Origin of the sequence: Bacillus swezeyi (assembly GCF_030908325.1) — a bacterium.
GTDB lineage: Bacteria > Bacillota > Bacilli > Bacillales > Bacillaceae > Bacillus > Bacillus swezeyi.
In genome coordinates, this window is sequence record NZ_CP133085.1 from 950489 (window position 1) to 973773 (window position 23285).

General features: G+C 44.7%; 24 protein-coding genes. 14 read left to right on the plus strand and 10 right to left on the minus strand.

Annotated elements, in window-relative coordinates; all coding sequences use genetic code 11:
* The first annotated feature begins 17 nt into the window (after positions 1 to 17).
* The gene (locus RBH91_RS04405) at positions 18 to 1148 is read left to right on the plus strand and encodes a DEAD/DEAH box helicase (RefSeq protein WP_307893612.1); all 1131 of its coding nucleotides are present in this window, start codon (positions 18 to 20) and stop codon (positions 1146 to 1148) included.
* 25 nt (positions 1149 to 1173) lie between these two features.
* Here RBH91_RS04405 and RBH91_RS04410 read toward each other — a convergent pair whose 3' ends face one another.
* The gene (locus RBH91_RS04410) at positions 1174 to 2190 is read right to left on the minus strand and encodes an NADP-dependent oxidoreductase (protein WP_404802475.1); all 1017 of its coding nucleotides are present in this window, start codon (positions 2188 to 2190) and stop codon (positions 1174 to 1176) included.
* A 65-nt stretch (positions 2191 to 2255) separates the two neighbouring features.
* On the minus strand, positions 2256 to 2627 hold the full coding sequence (locus tag RBH91_RS04415; RefSeq protein ID WP_307893614.1) for a DUF3212 family protein: 372 nt from the start codon (positions 2625 to 2627) through the stop codon (positions 2256 to 2258).
* A gap of 196 nt (positions 2628 to 2823) precedes the next feature.
* On the opposite strand from RBH91_RS04415, the gene RBH91_RS04420 reads away from it, so the two are divergent.
* The 3 genes from RBH91_RS04420 (at position 2824) to RBH91_RS04430 (ending at position 5358) form a co-directional block, all read left to right on the plus strand.
* Positions 2824 to 3171 carry a YflT domain-containing protein gene (locus RBH91_RS04420; RefSeq protein WP_307893615.1) on the plus strand — a complete coding sequence of 116 codons (348 nt, stop codon included), beginning with the start codon at positions 2824 to 2826 and terminating at the stop codon, positions 3169 to 3171.
* A 109-nt stretch (positions 3172 to 3280) separates the two neighbouring features.
* The gene (locus tag RBH91_RS04425) at positions 3281 to 4717 is read left to right on the plus strand and encodes an anion permease (RefSeq protein WP_076762005.1); all 1437 of its coding nucleotides are present in this window, start codon (positions 3281 to 3283) and stop codon (positions 4715 to 4717) included.
* Positions 4718 to 4776: 59 nt separating this feature from the next.
* Positions 4777 to 5358, plus strand: a complete 582-nt coding sequence (locus RBH91_RS04430; protein WP_307893616.1) for a VanZ family protein — start codon at positions 4777 to 4779, stop codon at positions 5356 to 5358.
* Between the two features lie 14 nt (positions 5359 to 5372).
* Here the strand turns inward: RBH91_RS04430 and RBH91_RS04435 are convergent, their stop codons facing one another.
* Positions 5373 to 6155, minus strand: a complete 783-nt coding sequence (locus tag RBH91_RS04435; protein ID WP_307893617.1) for an MBL fold metallo-hydrolase — start codon at positions 6153 to 6155, stop codon at positions 5373 to 5375.
* A 138-nt stretch (positions 6156 to 6293) separates the two neighbouring features.
* Between RBH91_RS04435 and RBH91_RS04440 the strand changes: the two genes are divergently transcribed.
* The 3 genes from RBH91_RS04440 (at position 6294) to RBH91_RS04450 (ending at position 10173) form a co-directional block, all read left to right on the plus strand.
* Positions 6294 to 7085, plus strand: coding sequence for an MBL fold metallo-hydrolase (locus RBH91_RS04440; RefSeq protein ID WP_307893618.1), 792 nt, complete (start codon positions 6294 to 6296; stop codon positions 7083 to 7085).
* A gap of 210 nt (positions 7086 to 7295) precedes the next feature.
* The gene (locus tag RBH91_RS04445) at positions 7296 to 8939 is read left to right on the plus strand and encodes a M14 family metallopeptidase (protein ID WP_307893619.1); all 1644 of its coding nucleotides are present in this window, start codon (positions 7296 to 7298) and stop codon (positions 8937 to 8939) included.
* Between the two features lie 133 nt (positions 8940 to 9072).
* On the plus strand, positions 9073 to 10173 hold the full coding sequence (locus RBH91_RS04450) for a nitric oxide synthase oxygenase (RefSeq protein WP_307893620.1): 1101 nt from the start codon (positions 9073 to 9075) through the stop codon (positions 10171 to 10173).
* Between the two features lie 242 nt (positions 10174 to 10415).
* Here RBH91_RS04450 and RBH91_RS04455 read toward each other — a convergent pair whose 3' ends face one another.
* The 3 genes from RBH91_RS04455 to RBH91_RS04465 all read right to left on the minus strand — a co-directional run bounded on the left by RBH91_RS04455 (position 10416) and on the right by RBH91_RS04465 (position 11713).
* Positions 10416 to 11054: an SdpI family protein gene (locus RBH91_RS04455; protein ID WP_307893621.1), complete on the minus strand. Its 639-nt coding sequence runs from the start codon at positions 11052 to 11054 to the stop codon at positions 10416 to 10418.
* On the minus strand, positions 11051 to 11335 hold the full coding sequence (locus RBH91_RS04460; protein ID WP_076762010.1) for an autorepressor SdpR family transcription factor: 285 nt from the start codon (positions 11333 to 11335) through the stop codon (positions 11051 to 11053). Before RBH91_RS04460 ends, RBH91_RS04455 begins: the two co-directional genes overlap by 4 nt.
* A 105-nt stretch (positions 11336 to 11440) precedes the next feature.
* Positions 11441 to 11713 carry an acylphosphatase gene (locus RBH91_RS04465; protein WP_076762011.1) on the minus strand — a complete coding sequence of 91 codons (273 nt, stop codon included), beginning with the start codon at positions 11711 to 11713 and terminating at the stop codon, positions 11441 to 11443.
* A gap of 109 nt (positions 11714 to 11822) precedes the next feature.
* On the opposite strand from RBH91_RS04465, the gene RBH91_RS04470 reads away from it, so the two are divergent.
* Complete coding sequence (locus tag RBH91_RS04470; protein ID WP_307894665.1) at positions 11823 to 12473, plus strand: MOSC domain-containing protein; 651 nt, start codon at positions 11823 to 11825, stop codon at positions 12471 to 12473.
* Positions 12474 to 12515: 42 nt separating this feature from the next.
* Here RBH91_RS04470 and RBH91_RS04475 read toward each other — a convergent pair whose 3' ends face one another.
* The 4 genes from RBH91_RS04475 to RBH91_RS04490 form a co-directional block, all read right to left on the minus strand.
* The gene (locus RBH91_RS04475; protein ID WP_076762012.1) at positions 12516 to 12647 is read right to left on the minus strand and encodes a YflJ family protein; all 132 of its coding nucleotides are present in this window, start codon (positions 12645 to 12647) and stop codon (positions 12516 to 12518) included.
* Between the two features lie 134 nt (positions 12648 to 12781).
* The gene (locus RBH91_RS04480) at positions 12782 to 12937 is read right to left on the minus strand and encodes a hypothetical protein (RefSeq protein WP_094777342.1); all 156 of its coding nucleotides are present in this window, start codon (positions 12935 to 12937) and stop codon (positions 12782 to 12784) included.
* Between the two features lie 87 nt (positions 12938 to 13024).
* Positions 13025 to 13777: a type I methionyl aminopeptidase gene (map, locus tag RBH91_RS04485; protein WP_307893622.1), complete on the minus strand. Its 753-nt coding sequence runs from the start codon at positions 13775 to 13777 to the stop codon at positions 13025 to 13027.
* Positions 13778 to 13906: 129 nt separating this feature from the next.
* Positions 13907 to 15868, minus strand: a complete 1962-nt coding sequence (locus tag RBH91_RS04490) for a lipoteichoic acid synthase (protein ID WP_307893623.1) — start codon at positions 15866 to 15868, stop codon at positions 13907 to 13909.
* A 259-nt stretch (positions 15869 to 16127) separates the two neighbouring features.
* Between RBH91_RS04490 and RBH91_RS04495 the strand changes: the two genes are divergently transcribed.
* From RBH91_RS04495 to RBH91_RS04520, 6 genes are all read left to right on the plus strand, one after another.
* Positions 16128 to 16505 carry a DnaJ family domain-containing protein gene (locus RBH91_RS04495; RefSeq protein WP_307893624.1) on the plus strand — a complete coding sequence of 126 codons (378 nt, stop codon included), beginning with the start codon at positions 16128 to 16130 and terminating at the stop codon, positions 16503 to 16505.
* A 301-nt stretch (positions 16506 to 16806) separates the two neighbouring features.
* The gene (locus tag RBH91_RS04500) at positions 16807 to 18216 is read left to right on the plus strand and encodes an alanine/glycine:cation symporter family protein (protein ID WP_076762016.1); all 1410 of its coding nucleotides are present in this window, start codon (positions 16807 to 16809) and stop codon (positions 18214 to 18216) included.
* A 224-nt stretch (positions 18217 to 18440) separates the two neighbouring features.
* The gene (treP, locus tag RBH91_RS04505) at positions 18441 to 19850 is read left to right on the plus strand and encodes a PTS system trehalose-specific EIIBC component (protein ID WP_148958464.1); all 1410 of its coding nucleotides are present in this window, start codon (positions 18441 to 18443) and stop codon (positions 19848 to 19850) included.
* Between the two features lie 74 nt (positions 19851 to 19924).
* Positions 19925 to 21613 carry an alpha,alpha-phosphotrehalase gene (gene treC / locus RBH91_RS04510; protein ID WP_307893625.1) on the plus strand — a complete coding sequence of 563 codons (1689 nt, stop codon included), beginning with the start codon at positions 19925 to 19927 and terminating at the stop codon, positions 21611 to 21613.
* 20 nt (positions 21614 to 21633) lie between these two features.
* Positions 21634 to 22350: a trehalose operon repressor gene (gene treR, locus RBH91_RS04515; protein ID WP_307893626.1), complete on the plus strand. Its 717-nt coding sequence runs from the start codon at positions 21634 to 21636 to the stop codon at positions 22348 to 22350.
* A gap of 105 nt (positions 22351 to 22455) precedes the next feature.
* Positions 22456 to 23148, plus strand: coding sequence for an N-acetyltransferase (locus RBH91_RS04520; RefSeq protein WP_307893627.1), 693 nt, complete (start codon positions 22456 to 22458; stop codon positions 23146 to 23148).
* Positions 23149 to 23285 lie beyond the last annotated feature (137 nt).

The window sequence follows — 23285 nt, forward strand, 5'->3', positions numbered from 1 at the left end:
GTATAAAGGAGAAAAACATGACAGAAAGATGGCCATTTTTAGATAAAGCAAAACCGTTTATTAAAGAAAATTGGGAGGCGGCAGGCTTTCTCGCACCGACGAACGTTCAAAAAAGCACGGCTGAAATGATTTTGGAAGGGCGTGACGTGATCGCCGAGTCGCCGACGGGAACGGGAAAAACGCTCGCTTACGTCCTGCCGCTCCTGGAAAAAATAAAAGCGGATGAAAAAAACATCCAGGCTGTGATCCTCGCTCCTTCCCGGGAGCTTGTCATGCAGATTTTTGATGTGATCACAGAGTGGAAAAAAGGCTCAGATATCAGAGCCGCATCTTTCATCGGAGGGGCAAACATTAAAAAGCAGCAGGAAAAGCTGAAAAAACATCCGCACATCATTGCGGGCACACCGGGACGATTGAATGAGCTTATCAAAATGAAGAAGCTGAAAATGCATGAAGTAAAAACGATTGTCCTTGATGAAACAGATCACCTGCTTACCCCGGAGCACCGCGGCACGATAGGAAACATCATCAAGTCGACGCTTCGCGACCGGCAGCTTCTCTGTTTTTCCGCAACTTTAAAAAATGATACCGAGCGCGAGCTGCGTGAGGTGACGAAAGAGGCCGAGCTTTTCCGGATTAAAAGAACAAGTGAAGAATCCGCTAAAGTCAAACATCAATATCTCGTCTGCGACCAGCGGGATAAAGTCAAAATTCTGCAAAAATTTTCAAGGCTGGCAGGCATGCAGGCGCTGGTCTTCGTGAAAGATATCGGCAATTTAAGCGTATATGCGGAAAAGCTCAAGTTTCATCATGTGGATGTCGGCGTTCTTCACAGCGAGGCGAAAAAAATCGAGCGGGCCAAGATCTTGCAGGCGTTTGAGGCAGGGGAGTTTACATTGCTTTTGGCGACTGACATCGCGGCGCGCGGGATCGATATTCAAGATCTCCCATATGTCATTCACGCCGATTTGCCAAATGAAGAAGGCTATATCCACCGTTCAGGCAGAACGGGAAGGGCCGGAAATGAAGGAACAGTGATCAGTCTGGTCAACCGTATGGAAGAGGAAAGGCTGAAAAAACTTGCGAAGAAGCTGGGGGTTCATCTTCAGCAGATCGTCTATGAAAGAGGACGAATCATTGAAAAATAGGAGGAGGCTCTTTGAGCCTCCTTTTTTATTCGGGTTCAGATACTTTAATCAGCTGTTTTCCAAGGTTTTTTCCTTTAAATAAGCCTAAAAATGCTTCCGGAATTCGTTCGAAGCCTTCTGTAATCGTTTCTTCATATTGAATCCGGCCGCTTTTCAGCCATTCGGCAAGCTGTTTGGCACCTTCCGGAAAACGGTCGCGATAATCATTGACGACAAATCCCTTCATCAGTGCGCTCGATTTAATTAAGGCCGTTTGAACGCGCGGTCCCATGTCATCCTTTGCGCTTTCGGCATTATAAGAAGAAATCGCACCGCACACCGGAATCCGCGCAAATTTGTTGATGAGCGTTAGCACGGCATCTGAAATGCTGCCCCCGACATTGTCAAAGTAGACGTCGACCCCGTTCGGGCATGCTTTTTCAAGCGCTGAAGCGATATTTTCAGTCGTTTTATAATTGATCGTTTCATCAAACCCGAGCTGTTCTTTCAAATACGCGGTTTTTTCATCAGAACCGGCGATTCCGACGACCCTTGCCCCTTTGATTTTGGCGATTTGTCCGACGGCTGAGCCGACTGCCCCCGCGGCCCCAGAGACAACAACCGTTTCTCCGGCTTTTGGGCGGCCGATATCAAGAAGACCGAAATAAGCCGTCAAGCCGGTCATGCCGAGAATTCCGAGATAGGCAGTGACAGGGGCGAGTGAAGGATCAATTTTTTGCAGATTTGTTTCAGGAACCGCAGAATACTCCTGCCAGCCCAAGTTTCCTACAACGATATCTCCTTTTTGAAGCTTGTCCCCTTTTGATGAGATGATTTCGCCGATGACTCCGCCGCTGATGACCTCATCAAGGGGAAAAGGTTCAACATACGATTTCGCATCCTGCATTCTGCCCCTCATGTAAGGATCTACAGAGACATAAAGCGTTTTGACAAGCACTTCTCCGTCTTTTGCTTCCGGAATTTCTGTTTCTTTTATGCGGAAATCTTCCATGACAGGAATGCCTTGCGGCCGTCTTGCAAGTTCAATTTGTTTTTGCAGCATAATGACTCCTCCTTTTATCCATAACCTTATCATTTAAAATAGAGATTTTGCAAAACATGAGCCGGTTAATGAAAGGTCTTCTGGAGAACTGAATCCGGAAGAAAAAGATGATAAACATCGGCATTTCTTTCGTTTAAGAGATATTGATTGGCATTTTCCCTGGAGTCTTTGATCATGTCTTTTGTAATGAAAGGAAGCAGTGAAAAAAGATACGAGGCCAGGATGTCCTCTGTGTTGCTTGCCGTTCTCTTCTCCGGATCACCGATATTCATGATGATCGAAAAGACATAATCAATATTGATGCCGAACTGCCGGGCCGCAAAGGATTCAAGAAGATGCGTATCGACTTCTTGTTGACCTTTCCTTGACAAAATTTGTTTAGTTAAATCACAAATGATCCATGCGTTGTATTGTTGTTCTGGTGAAAAATAATTCAAGCTAAAATCACCTCATTTCAGCCTTGTCTTTTTTAAATGTACCTGAAACAGCAGACCTCTTAAACGAAATATCTGAATATTTATAACGATTGTAATATTGAAATAAAAATGTCATGAGAGCACATTGAGTTGTTTCAGCTTCCCAGACCGAGGGGTATTTCATAAATACAGCATTCAAAAAGAGGAGGAGATTCACATGAAACCGGTAGTAAGAGAATACACAAATGATGAGAAGCTCTTGAAGGATGTTGAAGAGCTCAAGAGTATTGGCGTGGCGAGAGAAGATCTTTATGTTCTTTCACATGATGATGACAGAACGGAACGGATCGCGGATAACGCGGAGGCCAATACGATTGGAGCGGAGGAGACAGGCCTCAAACATGCAGTCGGCAATATCTTTCATAAAAAAGGAGACGAACTCCGCAATAAAATTCATGAGATCGGCTTTTCAAAACAGGAAGCGGATCAGTTCGAAGAGCGGCTTGATGAAGGGAAAGTGCTCCTGTTTGTAACCGATCATGATAAAGTGAAATCCTGGGCGTAAAACAGACTGCCGACTTAGTCGGCAGTTTTTTTAGTAAAATAAAATTTGAATGGCATATATAAAGGAGTAGAATAATAAATGAAAACGATATGAATAGGAGGAGAAACTAGTGGCTACAGAAAAAAACACAGACCAAAAACCAGCACTTCAAATCCTTCCTCTGGCAGTCACGATTTTAGTCGGAGCGGTTATTTGGTTTATTCCGCAGCCTGCCGGTTTAGATCAGAAAGCATGGCACTTATTTGCAATTTTTGTAGCAACGATTATCGGCTTTATATCTAAACCGTTGCCGATGGGGGCAATCGCGATATTCGCATTGGCTGTGACGGCCCTTACCGGAACCTTGTCAATCGAAGAGACGCTGAGCGGATTTGGAAACAAGACGATTTGGCTGATCGTCATTGCTTTCTTTATTTCACGGGGTTTCATTAAAACAGGATTAGGCGCGAGAATCGCCTATTTATTTGTGAGGATGTTCGGCAAAAAAACGCTCGGACTTTCATATTCGCTGCTTGTCAGCGATTTGATTTTGTCGCCGGCGATACCAAGCAATACAGCAAGAGCTGGCGGGATCATTTTTCCGATTATCCGTTCGTTATCTGAGACCTTTCAATCGACACCTAAAGATGGAACTGAACGCCGCATCGGAGCGTTTTTGCTGAAAGTCGGCTTTCAGGGTAATTTGATTACCTCAGCGATGTTTTTAACAGCGATGGCTGCAAACCCGTTGATCGCAAAGCTTGCCCATGATGTGGCCGGCGTTAATCTGACATGGACAAGCTGGGCGGTAGCGGCAATCGTTCCTGGACTTGTCAGCTTGATCATAACGCCGCTTGTCATTTACAAGCTGTATCCGCCCGAAGTCAAGGAAACACCTGATGCCGCGGCGATTGCGACAGAAAAGCTGAAGGAAATGGGTCCGTTCAAAAAATCAGAGCTCTCCATGGTCGCGGTCTTTCTGCTCGTCCTTTTTTTATGGGTCTTTGGCGGAAACCTAAAAATCGACGCGACGACAACGGCCTTGATCGGTTTAGCTGTTTTGCTTTTGACCCAGGTTTTGACATGGGAAGATATTAAGAAAGAGCAAGGCGCGTGGGATACGCTGACATGGTTTGCGGCGCTCGTCATGTTGGCGAGCTTCTTGAATGAGCTTGGAATGGTCGGCTGGTTCAGTGATGCGATGAAGTCGTATGTCTCCGGGTTCTCCTGGATCAGCGCATTTCTTATTTTAATTGTCGTGTACTTTTATTCGCACTATTTCTTTGCGAGTGCAACCGCTCATATCAGCGCGATGTATTCGGCTTTTCTCGCCGTTATCGTCGCCGCAGGCGCACCGCCGCTGTTAGCGGCTTTAAGCCTCGCATTTTTCAGCAATCTTTTTGCTTCGACGACACACTACGGGGCTGGAGCCGCCCCCGTCTTTTTTGGAGCAGGCTATATACCGCAAGGCAAATGGTGGTCGATCGGCTTCATTTTGTCGATTGTTCATATTGTGATATGGCTTATTGTCGGCGGCTTATGGTGGAAATTGCTGGGTATATGGTAATATAAAGGAGGCAGGAGACATCCTGCCTTCTTTTTTTTAGATTGAAAGGTGTGGTTTTAATGTTTTGGTCGCTTGATTTGATGGTGCCCGGTTTTATATGTGCTTTTATTTATTTTTTGTATGATATTATGAAAAACCGAAAAAGAACGAGCTTTTTTAGAAAACTTGTTTTTGCCAGCTTCCTTGTTTACTTTTGCACCGTCTTTCAATTGACGATAGGCGGCATTCATTTTCCAGATCAGGAGTTCGCTTATCTTGATGTTCAGCCCATCCCTTTTTATTTTGTGGGTGATTGGCTCGAGATGTATGAGCAGACCGGATTAGATTGGTTTTTTTGGAATTCTGTCAGGCTTACGTTGTATAATGTATTGCTGCTCTTTCCTTTAGGCGTTTATCTTTCATTTCTGTGGAGAAAGACTACGCTAAAAAAAGCGGCTGTTCTTGTGTTTTTGACGAGCTTTTTCATTGAAAGCCTGCAGCTGGTATTATCTGCTTCAGGAATCATCATGGCACGAATGTTTAATGTTGATGACTTAATATTAAATACTGCCGGCGGTGTGATCGGATTTTGCCTTAGTACATATGTGCTTCATACAATCGGGAAAAGGCTTCCGTGTGAAAGGTCTGCATATTTCAGATAAAGCGTAAACGGAGTCTAAAACTGAATGCTGAAGTTTTTAAATTCATGGATGCCTGTTCCGTGCCTTGCCAGACCATGTGTCTTTAAATAATGTGCGGCGCTTTCGGCTTCCTTTAAAATGCCGGGATCAAGACCAAGCTGATGGTGTCCTCCAAAAACTCTCCTTACACCTTTAATGGCGGAGATTTTTTCAAGGGAATGCACTAGGTCCAGAGGGTTTGTCGTCGGGTAGAAAGCATAGACGGGCGCTCCGGTATAAAGCAGGTCGCCAGTGAACAAATAGCCTGCCGTCTGATCAAAGATGCAGATATGCCCCGGAGAATGTCCCGGTGTATGGTAAATGACCAGCGGTCTTGAATGGCTGCCGATCATGTCGCCGTCTTTAAGAATGCCTGCTGGTTCGCCTTTGTACGGCGTATAGCTTTCAGGAGAAAATGTATCTGGGACTGGTTTTGTGATATCGCGTGAAACATCGCGGCGTATCTGTTCAATTGGCAGTCCTTTGATTCCGTCTGTAAGCCATTCCTTCTCAGCTTCATGCACATAAATGAAATCATATTCACCATGCCTTCCGATGTGGTCCCAGTGCACATGGGTTGTTATTACCTTGATCGGCAGGCTTGTCAGCTTGTCCGTGATTTTTTTCATGCTGGCAATGCCAAGGCCTGTATCGATTAAAAATGCCTCTTCTCTTCCAAGAAGCAAATAAGAGTGCACATATTCCCAATGGCCGTATTCACTGATCGCAAACGTATCCCCACCCAAGTCAGTAATGGTAAACCACTTATCGTCAATCATTTGCTTCCCCCTCAGGTCACGCGTTATTTCAAATGTATCACGCTGCTTCTACTGCCGGCAAATGAGGAAAAAACTCATAAATGTTTGCAAAAAAGCGCACACTAGTGAATGCAAATGATAAGTAAGTGTGGTGACATGATGAGTGATCCTTATATGCCGCTGACTTCTATTAAAAGCGGGGTCTTGAAGGAGTATGCCAAAGGAGTTTACGGATTAACCGTTCAAATTGTGAATGTATATTTTATTTTCGATCCTGATTCGCGTGAAGCCGTGTTAATCGACGCGGGTATGCCAAAATCTGCACCTTTCATTTTAAAAGAGGCAGAAGAGCGGTTTGGCGGTGATTTTCAGCTGAAAGCGATCGTTTTGACGCATGGGCATTTCGATCATGTCGGCGCATTGGAGGAGCTTCTGGAAAAATGGCCGGTCCCCGTTTACACTCATCCTGAAGAAATGCCGTATTTAACGGGGAAAGCGGATTATCCGCCTGCGAAACCGGATGTGAAAAGCGGACTGGTGGCAAAGCTTTCTCCATTATTTCCGCGGCATTCAATCGATATTTCATCCCATGTAAAGCCGCTTAGTGAAGACGGCTCTGTTCCTTTCCTTCCCGGCTGGAAGTGGACGGACACGCCAGGCCATACACCAGGGCATATTTCGCTTTTCCGGGAGTCGGACAGAACCTTGATCGCCGGGGATGCCGTTACAACGGTAGAACAGGAATCTCTTTTTGAGGTGGCGATTCAAAAACAAGAGCTGAACGGTCCGCCTGCTTATTTTACGATGGACTGGACAAAAGCGGCAGACTCGATTCGCAAGCTGGCTGAACTTAAACCGGCATCACTGTTGACAGGCCACGGCGTGCCGATGATGGGGGACGATTTTTCACAGGAACTGCTCAGTCTGTCCAACCGCCTTCCCGTTTCATAGCCAGAAGCAAGTGTTAGCTGAAACATTCGGTTCGCCTGAATGTTTCTTTTTTATGAGAGTGCGAGTGAAAAATGAACCATTTCTTTCATAGCGTTTGTTCCAGTTTCCAGCTGTGTATGTGTACCAATTGATTCATTTTCTGAAATTTTAGACAAAAAATGCGCGCGTTTCATTTATAATGCAGGTATGCTGGAAAGGAGCTGAGGAATGATGAATGTGCAAAAAAGGGTGCAAGCTTTGCTGGGGATCACAATTTTATTTGCCGGACTGCTGTTCTTCGATGTGGCGCATGCCGCTGAAACCCCTTATTACGGAAAAAATTACACTCAGCCAGAACCATTATCTTCATTATATCCAGAGCCTGAAGAAACATTTAAAACGCCTGCTTTCGTAAAAAAAGGGGAAGCCTTTACGACACAGGAAGAAATGATGAAGTTTATCAACAGTCTGACAAAAAAAAGTCCGTACGTCAAAATGAAAAATATCGGTTTTTCGATTGAAAAAAGAGAAATTCCTGTGCTTTATTTTACAAAAGATGACCGTATACGGTCGATATCCAAAAAGCCGATTATTTGGCTGCAGGGACAAATTCACGGAAATGAACCGGCTGCCGGGGAAGCGACTTTGGCAATGGCCGAGAAATTAGCCGGGCCATACGGGGATAAAGTCCTCGATAAGGTCAACGTGGTCATCGTCCCGAGAGTTAATCCTGACGGCTCTTATCACTTTAACAGGAGGCTTTCAAGCGGAATCGACGGAAACAGAGACCATGTGAAGCTTGAGTCTCCCGAAGTACGCGCCATCCATAAGGAATTCATTCAATATGCTCCAGAGGTCGTCATTGACGCTCATGAATATGGTGTCGGCCAAAACGAATTTCAACATATCGGTGAAAAAGGGACATTGAAATACCACGATATTTTAGTTTTATCAGGAAAAAATTTAAATATCCCGGAATCCATCAGGAATGCCTCTGACAGCCTTTATGTGAACGGCATCAAAGCAAAGCTTGATCAGAAAGGTTTCTCAAATGATTCCTATTATACGACTGGAAAAAGCAAGGACGGGAAAATCGAAATCTATGAAGGCGGCACAGAAGCGAGGATCGGACGCAATGCCTTTGCTCTTCAGCCTGCTCTTTCCTTCCTTGTTGAAAGCAGAGGAATCGACATCGGGCGCGAAAATTTCGCAAGAAGGGTCGCCGCTCAAGTGGCGACACATGAGACCATCATGAACACGACGGTCAAGCATGCAGCTGAAATCAAACATCTTGTCGCCGCTGAAAAATTAAAGCTGATCCAACAAGGGGCAAAAGGAAATGACAAGGATCAGGTCGTCATTACAAGCGACTTTGCCGGGCCGTTTGCAGATACGCTGGAAATGGCGGATATTGCTTCAGGACAAGCAGTCGATGTCCCCGTTCAATATTACAGTGCGAGCCAGGCTGTACCGACCCTGTCGCGAACACGGCCGACAGCCTATCTTGTCTTGCCGGGACATCAAGATATCGATCAGAAATTGAAAGACCAAGGGCTAAAAAGCGTGACGCTGAAGTTTAAGCAAAAACTTTCAGCAGAGGCTTTTCAGGTTGCCTCTAAAGAAACGGCGGGAGAATCAGAAGGCCGTCCCGTCATCAAAGTAGAAACAAAGCTCAAAAACAAGAAAAAAGAGTTTCCAAAGGGAACAAAAATCTATTTTACTGCTCAGCCGCAGAGCAATCTCTTATCGATTGCGCTTGAACCTGAATCAGTTGACAGTTTTGTAAGCACAGGCTATATTTCTTCTGAAGCGGGGAAAGAGCTTCCTGTCTATCGCTTTATGTTCGATCAAAAGACGCTTCATATTCAAGAATAAAAAAGAAGGCATCCGACCCTTTGGCGGATGCTTTTTTAGAGGTTTTTTGTCTTTTCATACAGAAAGGTTTTAAACTGTGCCGGAAACTTATACAATAAGTATCAACCTAAAAGCAGGAAAGGAGAGAATTCGGTTGGAAGCACATGAAGAACGATGGAATGAAGCAAAGGCCTTCATTGAGATATGCTTCGGTGAACTGTCAAAATCCGAAGAGGAAAAAAAGCTGCGTTTACATAACATACGAGAAGAAATCAAGAAAACCGGCACCTATACACATACAATGGAAGAAATCGAACATGGAGCAAGAATGGCTTGGAGAAACAGCAGCCGCTGCATCGGCAGGCTGTTTTGGCATTCTCTTACTGTCCTGGACAAAAGGGACGCCCGGACGGAAGAAGAGGTGCGGGATGCGCTGTTTCAACATATTCGATTAGCGACTAACAGCGGAAAAATAAAACCGTTCATTACTATATTTCCTCCAGAACAAAACGGGGAAAAGAAAGTCACCATTTGGAACCATCAGCTGATCAGATACGCGGGATATGAGACGGAAAACGGCGTTGTCGGCGATCCGGCTTCAACAGAGCTGACAAAAGCGTGTCAGGCGCTTGGCTGGAAAGGAGAGGGGACGCTTTTTGATCCGCTGCCGCTCGTTTTTCAAATCGCAGATCATCCTCCTGTCTGGTATGAGCTGCCCAAGGATATCGTAAAAGAGGTGCCGCTCATACACCCTGACATTGCAGCTTTTCAAGATTTGGGGCTGAAATGGTATGCCGTTCCGATTATTGCGGACATGAAGCTCGAAATCGGAGGAATCCATTATAATGCCGCACCTTTTAATGGATGGTATATGGGAACAGAAATCGGCGCGCGCAACCTTGCTGATACAGACCGCTATAATGTGCTGGAAAAAGTGGCGGCCGTTATGGGGATTGACACAGAGCGGAATGCCTCCCTGTGGAAAGACAGAGCGCTTGTTGAGCTAAATACGGCTGTGCTTTACTCTTATAAAAAAGCGGGTGTCAGCATCGTTGACCACCATACAGCGGCAAGCCAGTTTAAACGGTTTGAGGAACAGGAAGCTGAAGAGGGGCGGGAACTCTCCGCAAGCTGGACATGGCTGATTCCGCCGTTATCACCGGCATCGACCCATATATTCCACAGCTATTATGAAAATAAGCCGGTAAAACCAAATTATTTTTATCAGGAAAAGCCTTATCTCGGGGATTACTAAAGAGGGAAATTGGAGATCAAAAGAAAATACTTTGTGCCATGCAGCGTGTTCGCTGTTTTTTGTAATGCTTACATATAGCGAAGGATGCAAAAATCTTGCTCTGTCATACTACAGGCGAGATTGCCTTTATTCATAGGCCATACCAAAAAAACAGGCTCGATGACGTTTTCTTATCAAGATCGCCGGCGCATGAATCATCAATGAAAGGCTCCGATACGGAGCCTTTTTCACTGAGCCTCATATCAGCTCTTCACATCCATTTCTTTTCGATAGAGAACATAGGAATAGATATAGGGAGCAAAAACCGTGATCAAAATAATGGGCAGCATCACACCTTCGCTTATTGAAAACAACCCATCCGCCGCTATCAAAAGTCCTGCGGCAGTAAATACTTTCGCCGCAAATCTGTGGGTCTTCTTCCAAATCGCATCACTGCTCAATGTCCAAGGATTCTTAATTCCGAAAAAGAAATTGGAGCGGACTCTCGGAAGGTAATTGCCGATCACGATCAAAAGAGCGCCCACAAGCACCGGAACGATGCTTCCCGTCGGCAGGTCATAGCCGAGCCCTGTCATGACTACTAGCAGATTGATCAAGAAAAATAACAGCAGCATTGCATTTATGAGAAGATGATATGTTTTTGAAAAAAGCTGATAGTTCTTTCTGCGTGGATCCAGTTTTGGAGTCAGGATCATCATGATATACAGAAAGACAAGCAGTCCCATCATGGTCAGCATCGCTTCCATTTTTGAAGCATATCTGTCAACTTCGCCTGAGGACGACCAATGGATGGGCACTTGATCGGATATGTGCGGATAAGCGATCGCCCACATCAAAAGATTAGCTAAAATAATAGATAGTGAAAATATGTGCTTCTTCATTTTGTATCCCCTTCGTTTTTGCCGGTTTGTTCAGTAAAACTGAAAGCCCAGCTGATAATGTCTTGAAACATGGTTGTATTCAGAGAGTAAATGATGAACTGGCCTTTTTTTTCATCTTGTATTAATTCGGCCTGTTTTAAGATTTTCAAATGCTGTGAAATGCTGGGTTTTGACATTTGGAAGTGCCCTGAAATTTCACCAGCGGTCAAATCCCGCTCTTTCAGCAGATTCAAAATCTTTCTTCTTGTCGGATCAGCTAAGGCTTTAAACATTTGATTCATTTGTAAGCATCCCTTAATTCGATATTTAGTTATTTAACTAAATACTAAAATTAAATACGGAATAAGTCAAGGAGCAATTAAAAAATCCGCCGTCAGCGGCGGATTTTAATAGCTGATATTAAATTTTTGATATCCGTCGAGTTGTTTTGTTTCTTCTACTTTAACATTCGTTACGTTTGAGAACGGACTGCCTTTTTCTACGGCTTTCAAGAAGTGTTTCAGGCTTTCTTCCGGGCCTTCGGCACGAATCTCTACAGCGCCGCTGTCGAGATTTCTCACCCAGCCGGTTAACTTGTGTTTGTCTGCTTCCATTTGAACGAAGTAGCGAAAGCCCACACCTTGGACTCGCCCATCTATAATGATTCGATATTGAAGCATAGAGAACACCCCTTCTTCTATGCTATCATATTTCCCATTTTAAGATCATGGGATAGACATAATCTAAAGGAATCGTTAAAATATGAAAATAAAGGAAGGACGTGAAGTTTTGGAAAATCGGAAGTATGAGATTTTTTCTATTTATGTCGGACATCCGGACACATATGACTTTGAAGGAAAGAAGGTAGAGACGGCGATTTTCAAAGAGCCCGTCGATAAACCCGTGTATTTAAGCCGCACAAACTTTGAAGGAGACAGGCAGGCTGATCTCGTCCATCATGGCGGAGCGGATAAAGCGGTTTGCGTCTATCCGGCGGATCATTATGGATACTGGGAAGACGTCCTGAAGAAAAAGCTTCCTGAAGCGGCATTCGGAGAAAATTTGACGGTTGAAGGCTTAACAGAAAAAGATGTATGCATCGGGGATACTTTTAAGCTGGGAGAAGCTCTTGTTCAAGTAAGCCAGCCGCGGCAGCCGTGTTTTAAGCTTGCCAAAAAGTTGAATGAAAAAGATATGGTATTGAAAGTGAGAGATACAGGCTACAGCGGATTTTATTTCAGAGTATTGGAAGAAGGGATCGTTGCGCCGGATGCGCAGCTGCAGTTCGTTTCCCGTGATGTGAATGAAGTGACCGTTTCATACGCCAACCATCTGATGTATCATGACAGGGATAATCAGCCCGCCATTCGCAAGATCCTTGAGGTCGATGCTTTGTCAGAAAGCTGGAGAGCTTCCTTTTTAAAACAGCTGAGCGCTTAAAAATAAGCCGTGCCGAAAGCGGCACGGCTTAGAATGAGTGGTTTATTTTTTTACGCTTTCTAGCAGATTGGCTAAAAAGTGCGCTTTATAGCTTTGAAGCTTTCTTCCTTCATACTTCGTCATTCCGAGCTTTTTCAGTTCCTCTACATACCAGCCTTTGCTTCCGTAATGCATGGCAGAAAACCCCCTTCTATTATTCGATGCAATTGGCATTCTAACATCTATAGAAAAACGTTGAAAAGGGGTGGGCGAAAATTTTCCGAAACTGAGTCTTTCGTCCTGGTTCGGGAGTTTGACCATGCAGAATTTCAGCTGTGTGTCAGGCTCGTAATGATCATGACAAGGATTGAAATGCTGAGAACAATTCCGATGTATTTTAAATAGCCGTTCTTTTTTTTATGAGCATATACGATTAAGAACACGCTCTCAATTAAAAAGATCAGCCCGATAATAGCAAACAGCATAAGAAAAAGGGCTCCTTTCGGATACATTCTGTTTTATATTTTAACATAAAAGCCCGGACTTGCATGAGTCCGGGCTTTGAATGAAAATCAGTCAAGCTGTGTTAAAATAATCGGTTCGTTTTTCGTGATGACGATCGTATGCTCGATCTGTGCGACGAAGCTTCCGTCGGGCGTTTTGAAAGTCCAGCCGTCACCGGCTTCTACAATATGTTCGGCTTTTGTTGAAACAAAAGGTTCAAGAGCGATGACTGTTCCGTTTTTAAACAGCGCATTATCAAACGGATCATAGTAATTTAGAATATGGTTCGGCGCTTCATGAAGGTTTTTTCCAATGCCGTGTCCAGTGAGGTTTTTAATGACGTTAAATCCGTTTTCTTTCGCCTCGTTGTATACGGCTCTGCCGATCTGATTTTGTTTTTTGCCGGCCCGCGCCTGCAAAAGGCCTTTTTGAAAAGCGCTTTCGACACATTCGCAAAGCTTGTGCAAGGTCTCATCGCCTGTGCCCAATACGAATGAAATGCCGGTGTCTGAGTAGTAGCCGCCGAATTCCGCGGAAATGTCAATGTTGATCAAATCCCCTTCCTTTAAAATGGCGGATTTGCTTGGAATTCCGTGGGCGACCTCATGATTTACGCTGATGCATGTTGTTCCAGGGAAATCATATTCCTTCTCCGGAGCTGATGCTGCTCCATGGGCTTCAAGCACTTCTTTTCCAATGAGATCAAGTTCTTTTGTACTCATGCCTGGAGCTGCTTTTTTCTTCATTTCCTCCCTCGCCAAAGCGACGATTCTGCCGATTTTTTTGAGCCCTTCAAGCTCTTGGTCATTCGTTACAATCACGATTCATTCCCGCTTTCTTTTTTTATATTCCAAATCAAGCTTACCATATCTGTTCCCGAAAAAGGAACAGCTCGGCTTCAAGACGAAAAAACACCTGCCTTCCGTCAGGAAAGCAGGTGCTGCCGATTGTTATTGCCCTGAATCTGATTTCGTTGTTGACGCCGCATCAGATTCAGATGTTTTCGGGTTATGGTTGGTGTAATCATAATCGCTCGGATCAATTGCTTTGAATCCTTTCGGTTTATAGAATCGCAGCAAGTCTCCGTCAACGATTTTATCCGACATCTCGAGCTCTTTTTTGACCGATTCTTCGATGGTCGGATCAATGTCTTTTTCGTTCAGAAGCTCTCCTGTCTTCGTATCATAGTAGTTTCCGTTCGTTTTCGTGTACTCCGGAGAAACGAAGTCGCCGTTTCGGAACGGAATCACTTCACGATGTTCAGGTGACAGAAGGTCAGAACCGCTCATCAGGTAATCCTTCGTATTCACGCCCATCAAATGAAGCAGGGTAGGGGCTACATCGACTTCGCCTCCGTATTTATGGGATTTGACTCCCTTGACCCCAGGTGCATGAATGAACAGCGGAACCCGCTGTAATTGCGCGTTTTCATATGGTGTGATGTCTTTGCCTAATACTTCGGACATCGCATTGTTGTGATTTTCCGAAATGCCATAGTGGTCCCCGTACATGACAACAATCGTATTATCATATAATCCGGCCTTTTTCAGATCGTTGAAGAATTGTTCAAGCGCCTGATCCATATAGTTGGCCGATTGGAAATAGTGATCGACAACACTGTCGCCGGTATCACCGGCAGGGAAGTCTGTATCGCCTTCATCCATCTCAAACGGGAAATGGTTCGAGAGCGAAATAAACTTCGTATAGAACGGCTGTTTCAGGCTTTTCAACAGCGGCATTGATTCTTCAAAGAACGGCTTATCCTTCAAACCGTAGTTTTTCGTTTTATCCTCGCTCATATCGTAATACGTAGCGTCAAAGAATTTGTCATAACCGATGGTTTTATACATTTCATTGCGGTTCCAGAACGTTTTGTAGTTGCCGTGGAACGCCGCTGATGTATAGCCTTGGGGTTTCAAAATGGCCGGCGCCGACTGTAGCGTGTTTTGCGCTTTATTGATGAATACTGATCCTTGTGCTAAGGGATACAGTGAGTTGTCCATCATAAATTCGGCATCTGATGTTTTCCCTTGTCCAGTCTGATGGAAAAAGTTATCGAAATAGAATGTCTCATCATCATGGGCCAGTGAGTTTAAGAACGGCGTTACTTCTTTGCCGTCAAGCTTATAGTCAATCAGGAACGTCTGCAGTGATTCCATTGAAATGTAAACGACGTTCATGCCTTTCGCTTTTCCGAAGTATTCGGCATTCGGTTTGTCCTGATTGGCTTTAATATAGTTCTCAACTTCCGTCACGTCGCTGGAGCTGGCCAGGGCGCGCTGGCTGTTTGACTTCACATTCTGCACCGCATCATAGATTGTGAAGTTGTATGTTCCCAAATATTTCACAAGATAGTTGCGGTCAAAAGAGCGGGTGAGAAGCTCTGGACGATCCATCTCTGCTACTGCAAGATTGGCGAGAAAGACCAGGATGCTTGCCCCCATCACAATTTTAAACGGCCGTTTCGTAGTCGTTTCAGAAGGTCTGTTATAAAAGACAGCCAATCCGATTAAAATGATTGTATCGATAAAATAAAACACATCGAGAGGGTGCATTAATGAGAAAATGCTGTCTCCGAGCTGCCCTCCGTTTGTTTTTGCCTGCATGATCGTAGGCAGTGTGATAAAGTCGCTGAAAAATCTGTAGTATACAACGTTTGCGTAAAGTAAAAAAGACATTAAAAAATGAATCACTATAATCGCTGTCTGCTGTATTTTTTTCTTGAAAAGCAGTCCCAATCCAAGAAAGAACAAGCTTGAGCTAATCGGATTCACAAAAAGCAAAATCTGTTGTATCGTGTTGGTTATTCCTAAATTAAATTCAATTACATAAGCAGCATAAGTTTTTAGCCATAACAAGACGACGGCTATCAGAAAAAAGGCAAGGCCTCTTTCTTTTATAAATCTTTTCATTGTTACACTCCTTTTTTCCGGATCAGTATAAAACCATCGGAACGAAAGAAAAAACGAATGTATAAAATATACCATGAAATACCGATTTAGAAAAGCGGAAACTAAGGCTCTGAAAAAAGTCGTAAAACGCCCGGTAAATGAAGGTTTTTTCACCCTTTAACAAGAGGGTTGGAAATATTTTGTGTATGACTGATATTGGCAGTCAAATGTTTTTATGGCAGACTGATTTTAATATATGAAAGAAAGGGGGATTTAGACCATGGATTTTTCGAGCATCATATCCGAGGATATGATTAAGCAGGCGATCAAGGACGGGGAATTTGACGGGCTTCCCGGAATGGGCAAGCCGCTTAAAAAAGATGAAGCTGCACATATTCCCGAGAATCTCCGCATGGCATACCGGGTCATGAAAAACGCCGGTATGGCAGGAGACGAAGGTGCCCTGAAAAAAGAGCTGATGACGATCGACGACTTAATATCCAAATGCACGGACGAAAATGAGCGCGAGCGTTTAATGAGAAGAAAAACGGAAAACCAGCTCAAGCTCGACAGGCTCGCCGGTAAAAAAGGGATGTTTTCCAAGCCCGCATCGGCTTTTTATAAAGATAAAATCTATAATCGGCTGGGCCGAAAATAAAAGGCGGACGTTTTTTCAGGGCGTCTGCCTTTATTTCATGCTGGAATGGAGAGCCCCACCGATGTTTGAGCCGGGAAATCAATGCAGTAATCCTTTCCCGAGCAGGTCGAATGATTGTCACCCCCAAGTAAGCAAACTGCTCCGGCACCTGATGATGGAAAGTCAAATAGCCTTGAGCCGAAGGAATCAGGCGGCAAGATGACGAACCCTATTCTATAAAACTTATGCAAGTTACCGCACAAAAGAGGTTTATTTTTCTCCAGTTGTGGTAATGACCCATAAACGAAAAAAGGGTGATAGGATGGAAATGTTGTTAACATGGGTAGAACGTATATCTGATTGGCTGTGGGGGCCGCCTTTAATTATTTTATTGACGGGGACAGGGGTGTATTTGACAATCCTTTTGAAATTTTTTCAGTTTCGCCATTCCTTCTACATTTTCAAACAGACGATCGGCAGCGTAGGTCAAAAGCCGAAGGGAGAGGGGACAGTTACACCTCTGCAAGCATTAACATCAGCTCTCAGTTCGACGGTCGGCGCTGCAAACATTGTCGGTGTGCCGGCTGCGATTATGTTCGGCGGTCCCGGAGCCGTTTTCTGGATGTGGCTGATCGCGCTGTTTGCAATGGCGATTAAGTTTTCGGAAAGCGTGCTTGCCGTCCATTACAGAGAAAAAAATGAAGCAGGCGAGTTTGTCGGGGGACCGATGTATTATATAACTAAAGGGCTGCGGATGAAATGGCTCGGCGTCTTTTTTTCTGTCGCGCTGATTGTCGAGCTGGTTCCCAGCATTATGGTTCAAGGAAATTCAGTATCCGTCTCATTGGCAGATACCTTTTCTTTCAATAAAGTATACGCCGGAATCGGAATCGCCTTTGTGATCGGTTTAGTTGTCATCGGAGGAATTAAACGGATTGGAAAAGTGACGGAGCTTGTGGTGCCGCTTATGGCAGGGGCATATGTCGGCGCAGGCATCATCATCGTCTTCATGAATATTTCATCAGTGCCCGCTTTCTTCTCTCTCATCTTTTCGAATGCGTTTACCTCTTCTTCAGCATTAGGAGGATTTGCAGGTGCAGCTATTGCCGAAACCGTCCGCTGGGGTTTTGCACGCGGTCTTTATTCCAATGAAGCCGGAATGGGGACGGCGCCGATTGCACATGCCGCCGCAATGACCGACCATCCTGTGAGGCAGGGGTTCTGGTCTGTGATCGGGATCGTCGTTGACACCTTGCTCATTTGTACAACGACAGCTTTTGTCGTTCTTTCATCAGGTGTTTGGACCGGGGAAAATGCCCTTCAAAATCCAGCAGCGCTAACTGCCGCCGCTTTTAAAAGCTATTTTGGCAGCGGAGGCGGATATTTCGTGTCCATCTCACTTGTCTTCTTCGTTTTATCAACGATCACGGTCGTGATTTTTTACGGAGTCAAGCAAGCTGAATTTCTATTCGGGCGGATCGCGGGACATGTGATTAAATTGATCTATTTAGCTGCGATTATCGTAGGGGCAGCAGGCGGGGCAAAGGCGATTTGGGGCTTTCTTGACCTGGCGCTTGCCTTCATTCTGGTTCCGAACATTGCAGCGCTGCTGCTTCTGAGCAAAAAAGTGAAAGCTCTGTATACCGAGTTCTTTACTTCTGAGGAGTATTATTTAAAAGATGTCGGAAAACAGAACACTTATGAGCCGTCAAAAAAGGCGGAAAATTCTTAAAAATCATTTCGAAAGCTTGACCAGTTTAGCTCCATTTTAAAATAGAAGAAAGCAGGCATGCTGCTATGGGAGCCATCCTGTTTTCTTCTTGTTTTGATGAGGAGCGGCTGGTTTTTTTATTTTTGAAAGCGCTCTAAAAAATATGTTGACTACTTGTATATACAGGATTACAATATAATCATAACATGTATATACAGGTTACAAGCGGAGAAGGAGGGTTTGGAATGGGTGATGTAAAACAATCAGCACGACAGATTGTCGATGCAGTCGGCGGTGTGGAAAATATCGCAGCGGCAACCCACTGTGTGACACGTCTGCGGTTTGCGTTAATAGATGAAAGTAAAGTTGATCAAGAGGTGCTTGATCAGATTGATGTTGTCAAAGGCTCGTTTTCAACTAACGGCCAGTTTCAGGTGGTCATCGGCCAAGGGACAGTCAATAAAGTGTATGCAGAGCTGGTGAAAGAAACGGGGGTTGGCGAATCGACCAAAGATGAAGTGAAAAAGGCCTCTGAAAAAAATATGAACCCTTTGCAGCGTGCTGTGAAAACGCTTGCGGACATTTTTATTCCAATTTTGCCGGCGATTGTGACAGCTGGATTGTTAATGGGGATCAACAATATTTTAACGGCCCAAGGCATTTTCTTCAGTAAATCGATTGTCGAAGTCTATCCGCAGTGGGCGGATCTCGCCAATATGATTAATTTGATTGCGGGTACGGCCTTTACTTTTCTGCCTGCATTAATCGGATGGTCGGCTGTCAAACGTTTCGGCGGCAATCCGCTGCTTGGCATCGTGCTCGGTGTCATGCTCGTACATCCGGACTTATTAAATGCATGGGGATATGGAGCCGCTGAACAGAGCGGAGAGATCCCGGTTTGGAACCTTTTCGGGCTGGAGGTGCAGAAAGTCGGCTATCAGGGACAAGTGCTGCCGATTTTGCTTGCTTCCTATTTACTTGCAAAGATAGAACTGTTTTTAACAAAGCGGACGCCTGAGGGCATACAGCTGCTGGTGGTTGCCCCGATTACGCTGCTTGTGACAGGCTTTGCTTCATTTATTGTCATCGGGCCGATTACATTTGCGATCGGAAATGTGCTAACATCAGGCCTGATTGCCGTATTCGGAAAATTTGCCATACTGGGCGGCCTCCTATACGGGGGATTGTACGCCGCTCTCGTCATTACAGGAATGCATCACACATTCCTTGCAGTCGATCTGCAGCTGATCGGTTCCAAGCTTGGGGGTACATTTTTATGGCCGATGCTGGCGCTTTCCAATATCGCTCAAGGATCAGCGGCGCTTGCAATGATGTTTATTTTAAAAGATGAGAAGCAAAAAGGGCTTTCCTTAACTTCCGGCATCTCGGCTTATCTCGGCATTACCGAACCAGCATTATTCGGGGTGAACCTCAGATATAGGTTTCCGTTTGTGATCGCCATGATCAGTTCCGGGCTGGCCGGGATGTATATTTCATCACAAGGGGTTCTGGCAAGCTCTGTCGGTGTCGGCGGCGTGCCTGGCATTTTCTCAATCATGAGCCAGTATTGGGGCGCCTTTGCGATTGGGATGGCGATTGTGCTCGTGGTTCCATTTGCCGGAACATATGCTTATGCAAAATTGAAACAAAAATAATAAAAGGGAGAGGGACGCGTTTTTGGTCACTCCCTTTTCCCATTTCATATAGAAGAAAACGGTGGTGCTAAAAAATGGAAACAAAACAAAACCCATGGTGGAAAAAAGCGACAGTCTATCAAATTTATCCGAAAAGCTTCAATGATACGACAGGGAGCGGTGTCGGCGACATTCAGGGCATCATTGAAAAACTTGATTATATAAGGGAACTCGCCTGTGATGTGATTTGGCTGACGCCGATTTATGAATCCCCGCAAAATGACAATGGCTATGATATCAGCGATTATTACCGGATTCATGAAGAATACGGAACAATGGAAGATTTTGAGCAGCTTTTACAGGAAGCACACAAACGCGGCCTGAAGGTGATTATGGATCTTGTCGTCAACCATACATCAACAGAGCACAGATGGTTTAAAGAGGCATCGTCTGCCAAGGATCATCCTTACCGCAATTTTTATATTTGGAAAAATGTCAAACCGGATGGTTCTCCGCCGACAAACTGGGAGTCAAAATTCGGCGGCTCCGCGTGGAAGTTTGATGAAAAGACGGGGCAGTATTACTTGCATCTCTATGATGTCACACAGGCTGATTTAAATTGGGAAAATGAAGCGGTCAGAAAAAAAGTGTATGAAATGATGCATTTCTGGTTTGAAAAAGGAATTGACGGCTTCCGGCTTGACGTCATCAATGTTATTTCGAAAGATCAGCGTTTTCCCGATGATGAAAGCGGTGACGGACGGAGGTTTTATACGGACGGGCCAAGGGTTCATGAATTTTTGCACGAAATGAACAGGGAGGTTTTTTCTCAATATGACAGCATGACGGTCGGTGAAATGTCATCGACAACGATTGCCGATTGCATCCGCTACACAAACCCGGAAAGCCGAGAACTCGATATGGTGTTTAACTTTCATCATTTAAAAGCCGACTATCCAAACGGGGAAAAATGGGCGCTCTCCGAATTCGATTTTCTAAAGCTGAAAAAGATTCTTTCTGAATGGCAGATTGAGATGAATAAAGGCGGCGGCTGGAACGCGCTGTTCTGGTGCAACCATGATCAGCCGCGGATCGTCTCGCGTTACGGAGATGACGGGAAATACCGGAAAAAGTCGGCGAAAATGCTTGCAACCGCGATCCATATGCTGCAAGGCACTCCTTATATTTATCAGGGAGAAGAATTTGGAATGACAAATCCGAAATTTGATGATATTTCCCTTTATCGGGATGTGGAGTCTTTGAATATGTATCGGCTGATGAAAGAAGAAGGAAAACCGGAAGAAGAAATCCTTGAGATTTTGAAGGCGAAGTCCCGCGATAATTCGCGTACGCCCGTTCAATGGAATGCGGAGGCAAACGCCGGTTTTACAACGGGAACACCGTGGATTCCGGTTCCAGACAACTACACAGACATTAATGCGGAAGAAGCGCTGCGCGATCCCGATTCGATTTTCTACCATTATAAGAAGCTGAATGAGCTGCGCAAAGAATACGACATTATCACCACGGGTGATTACCGGGTGATTCTTGAAGATGACCCAGAGCTTTACGCATATGTGAGAAACGGAGTGGATGAAAAGCTTTTGGTGATCAATAATTTTTACGGAAGAGAGACTGAGTTCCACCTTCCCGAAGATATTGACATTGAAGGCTATGCCGCCAAAGTTCTCATTTCCAATGATGCCGATACTCCGGAGCACTTTGCAAGCTTTAAGGTCAAACCTTATCAATCGATAGTTTATCATCTTGCCAAACCGTGCTAAACTAAGCTGGGTGGTAATAAATGAAAGTTAATAAATATGTGATGATTTACAAAGAAATCGCAGAACAAATCGATAAAGGTATTTTGAGCGCCGGGGATATTTTGTCATCTGAAAACGATCTTGCCGAACAATATGAGACGTCAAGGGAAACGGTTCGGAAAGCGCTGAACGTACTTGTCCAAAACGGATACATCCAAAAAATTAAGGGAAAAGGTTCTGTTGTGCTGAACAGGGAGAAAATGCAGTTCCCTGTTTCCGGATTGGTCAGTTTTAAAGAGCTTTCCCAAACGCTCGGCAAAGAGACGAGAACGACGGTGCATGAATTCGGCCTGACCCATCCGGACGCTTATATTCAAAAGCAGCTTCGGATCACCGGTGATGAAGAGGTATGGCGCGTCGTCCGCTCCCGAAACATTGACGGGGAGCATGTCATTCTGGACAAGGATTATTTTATCCGCAAAAACGTGCCGCTTTTAACAAAAGAGATATGTGAGGATTCGATCTATCACTATATCGAAGGCGAACTCGGGCTTGTCATCAGCTATGCCCATAAAGAAATCGTCGTGGAGCCGTGTACGGAAGAGGACCAAAAATATTTGGACCTAAATGGATATGATCAAATCGTCGTTGTGAAAAACTTCGTTTTCTTGGATGACACCACTTTGTTTCAATATACGGAAAGCAGACACCGCCTTGACAAATTCCGGTTTGTCGATTTTGCCAGAAGAGAGAAGTAGCACGGTCCGCCTGTTGGCGGCCGTGTTTTTTTGTGAAGCCGTTTCTGATTGCATGCGAATTGAATATGATGCAAAAGGCATTTCTGAGAAACGGAGGCTGTGAAGATGATTCATGAAAGCGCAAAGATCGGTAAGAATGTGGTGTTGGGAGAGTATGTCGTGATTGAGGAAAACGTGACAATTGGAGACGATGTAATGATTGGTCACCATGCCATTATTAAAATGGATACGCAGATCGGAAGCAGAGTGAAGGTCGGTGATTTGACCGTACTTGGCAAAACGGCTTCTTCAAATAAAAAAATGGCGCGCCAGCCGAAAAAAGCCGGTGCTCCATTGACAATTGAGGACGATGCTGTCATCGGTTCAAATGCAGTGATTTATCGGGATGTCTTGTTGGCCCAAGGAGTGTTTGTGGGAGACATGGCAAGCATCCGTGAAAATGTGTCAGTCGGCAAAGAAAGCATTATCGGACGAAACGCTATGGTTGAGAACAATACAAACATCGGAAGCCGTGTGACCATTCAAACGGGATGCTATATTACGGCTGATATGAAAATTGAAGATGAAGTATTTATCGGTCCGTGCTGCTCAACATCAAATGATAAATATATGGGAATGGGCAATTATCAATACCAAGGCCCGATTATTAAAAAGGGGGCGAAAATCGGCAATAATGCCACATTGCTGCCATCGGTTGTCATCGGAGAACATGCGGTCATCGGAGCTGGAGCCGTCATCACAAAAGACATTTCCGCTGGGAAAACGGCTGTAGGTAATCCGGGTCGTGTGATGAATTGAGGCTCTTTCTTCGAAAAAAATTGAAATTTGTGAAAATGTTTGTGTTGAATAACGTGTCTGCTTGAGAGAAAAGATCATAGTATATAAAGCTTTAATATCTATTAAAGTTGCAGTCGATAGATTAAATAGATGTGGGG

Bases quoted from the DNA above. Each gene is read 5' to 3' on its own strand.
- RBH91_RS04490 (WP_307893623.1), bottom strand. From the start codon at position 15,868: ATGAAAAGATTTATAAAAGAAAGAGGCCTTGCCTTTTTTCTGATAGCC.
- RBH91_RS04520 (WP_307893627.1), top strand. From the start codon at position 22,456: ATGATTCATGAAAGCGCAAAGATCGGTAAGAATGTGGTGTTGGGAGAG.
- RBH91_RS04465 (WP_076762011.1), bottom strand. From the start codon at position 11,713: ATGCTTCAATATCGAATCATTATAGATGGGCGAGTCCAAGGTGTGGGC.
- RBH91_RS04420 (WP_307893615.1), top strand. From the start codon at position 2,824: ATGAAACCGGTAGTAAGAGAATACACAAATGATGAGAAGCTCTTGAAG.
- RBH91_RS04460 (WP_076762010.1), bottom strand. From the start codon at position 11,335: ATGAATCAAATGTTTAAAGCCTTAGCTGATCCGACAAGAAGAAAGATT.
- RBH91_RS04440 (WP_307893618.1), top strand. From the start codon at position 6,294: ATGAGTGATCCTTATATGCCGCTGACTTCTATTAAAAGCGGGGTCTTG.
- RBH91_RS04410 (WP_404802475.1), bottom strand. From the start codon at position 2,190: ATGCTGCAAAAACAAATTGAACTTGCAAGACGGCCGCAAGGCATTCCT.
- RBH91_RS04445 (WP_307893619.1), top strand. From the start codon at position 7,296: ATGAATGTGCAAAAAAGGGTGCAAGCTTTGCTGGGGATCACAATTTTA.
- RBH91_RS04405 (WP_307893612.1), top strand. From the start codon at position 18: ATGACAGAAAGATGGCCATTTTTAGATAAAGCAAAACCGTTTATTAAA.
- RBH91_RS04435 (WP_307893617.1), bottom strand. From the start codon at position 6,155: ATGATTGACGATAAGTGGTTTACCATTACTGACTTGGGTGGGGATACG.
- RBH91_RS04480 (WP_094777342.1), bottom strand. From the start codon at position 12,937: ATGCTGTTTGCTATTATCGGGCTGATCTTTTTAATTGAGAGCGTGTTC.
- RBH91_RS04475 (WP_076762012.1), bottom strand. From the start codon at position 12,647: ATGCATTACGGAAGCAAAGGCTGGTATGTAGAGGAACTGAAAAAGCTC.
- treR (WP_307893626.1), top strand. From the start codon at position 21,634: ATGAAAGTTAATAAATATGTGATGATTTACAAAGAAATCGCAGAACAA.
- treC (WP_307893625.1), top strand. From the start codon at position 19,925: ATGGAAACAAAACAAAACCCATGGTGGAAAAAAGCGACAGTCTATCAA.
- RBH91_RS04500 (WP_076762016.1), top strand. From the start codon at position 16,807: ATGGAAATGTTGTTAACATGGGTAGAACGTATATCTGATTGGCTGTGG.
- RBH91_RS04495 (WP_307893624.1), top strand. From the start codon at position 16,128: ATGGATTTTTCGAGCATCATATCCGAGGATATGATTAAGCAGGCGATC.
- RBH91_RS04455 (WP_307893621.1), bottom strand. From the start codon at position 11,054: ATGAAGAAGCACATATTTTCACTATCTATTATTTTAGCTAATCTTTTG.
- RBH91_RS04430 (WP_307893616.1), top strand. From the start codon at position 4,777: ATGTTTTGGTCGCTTGATTTGATGGTGCCCGGTTTTATATGTGCTTTT.
- treP (WP_148958464.1), top strand. From the start codon at position 18,441: ATGGGTGATGTAAAACAATCAGCACGACAGATTGTCGATGCAGTCGGC.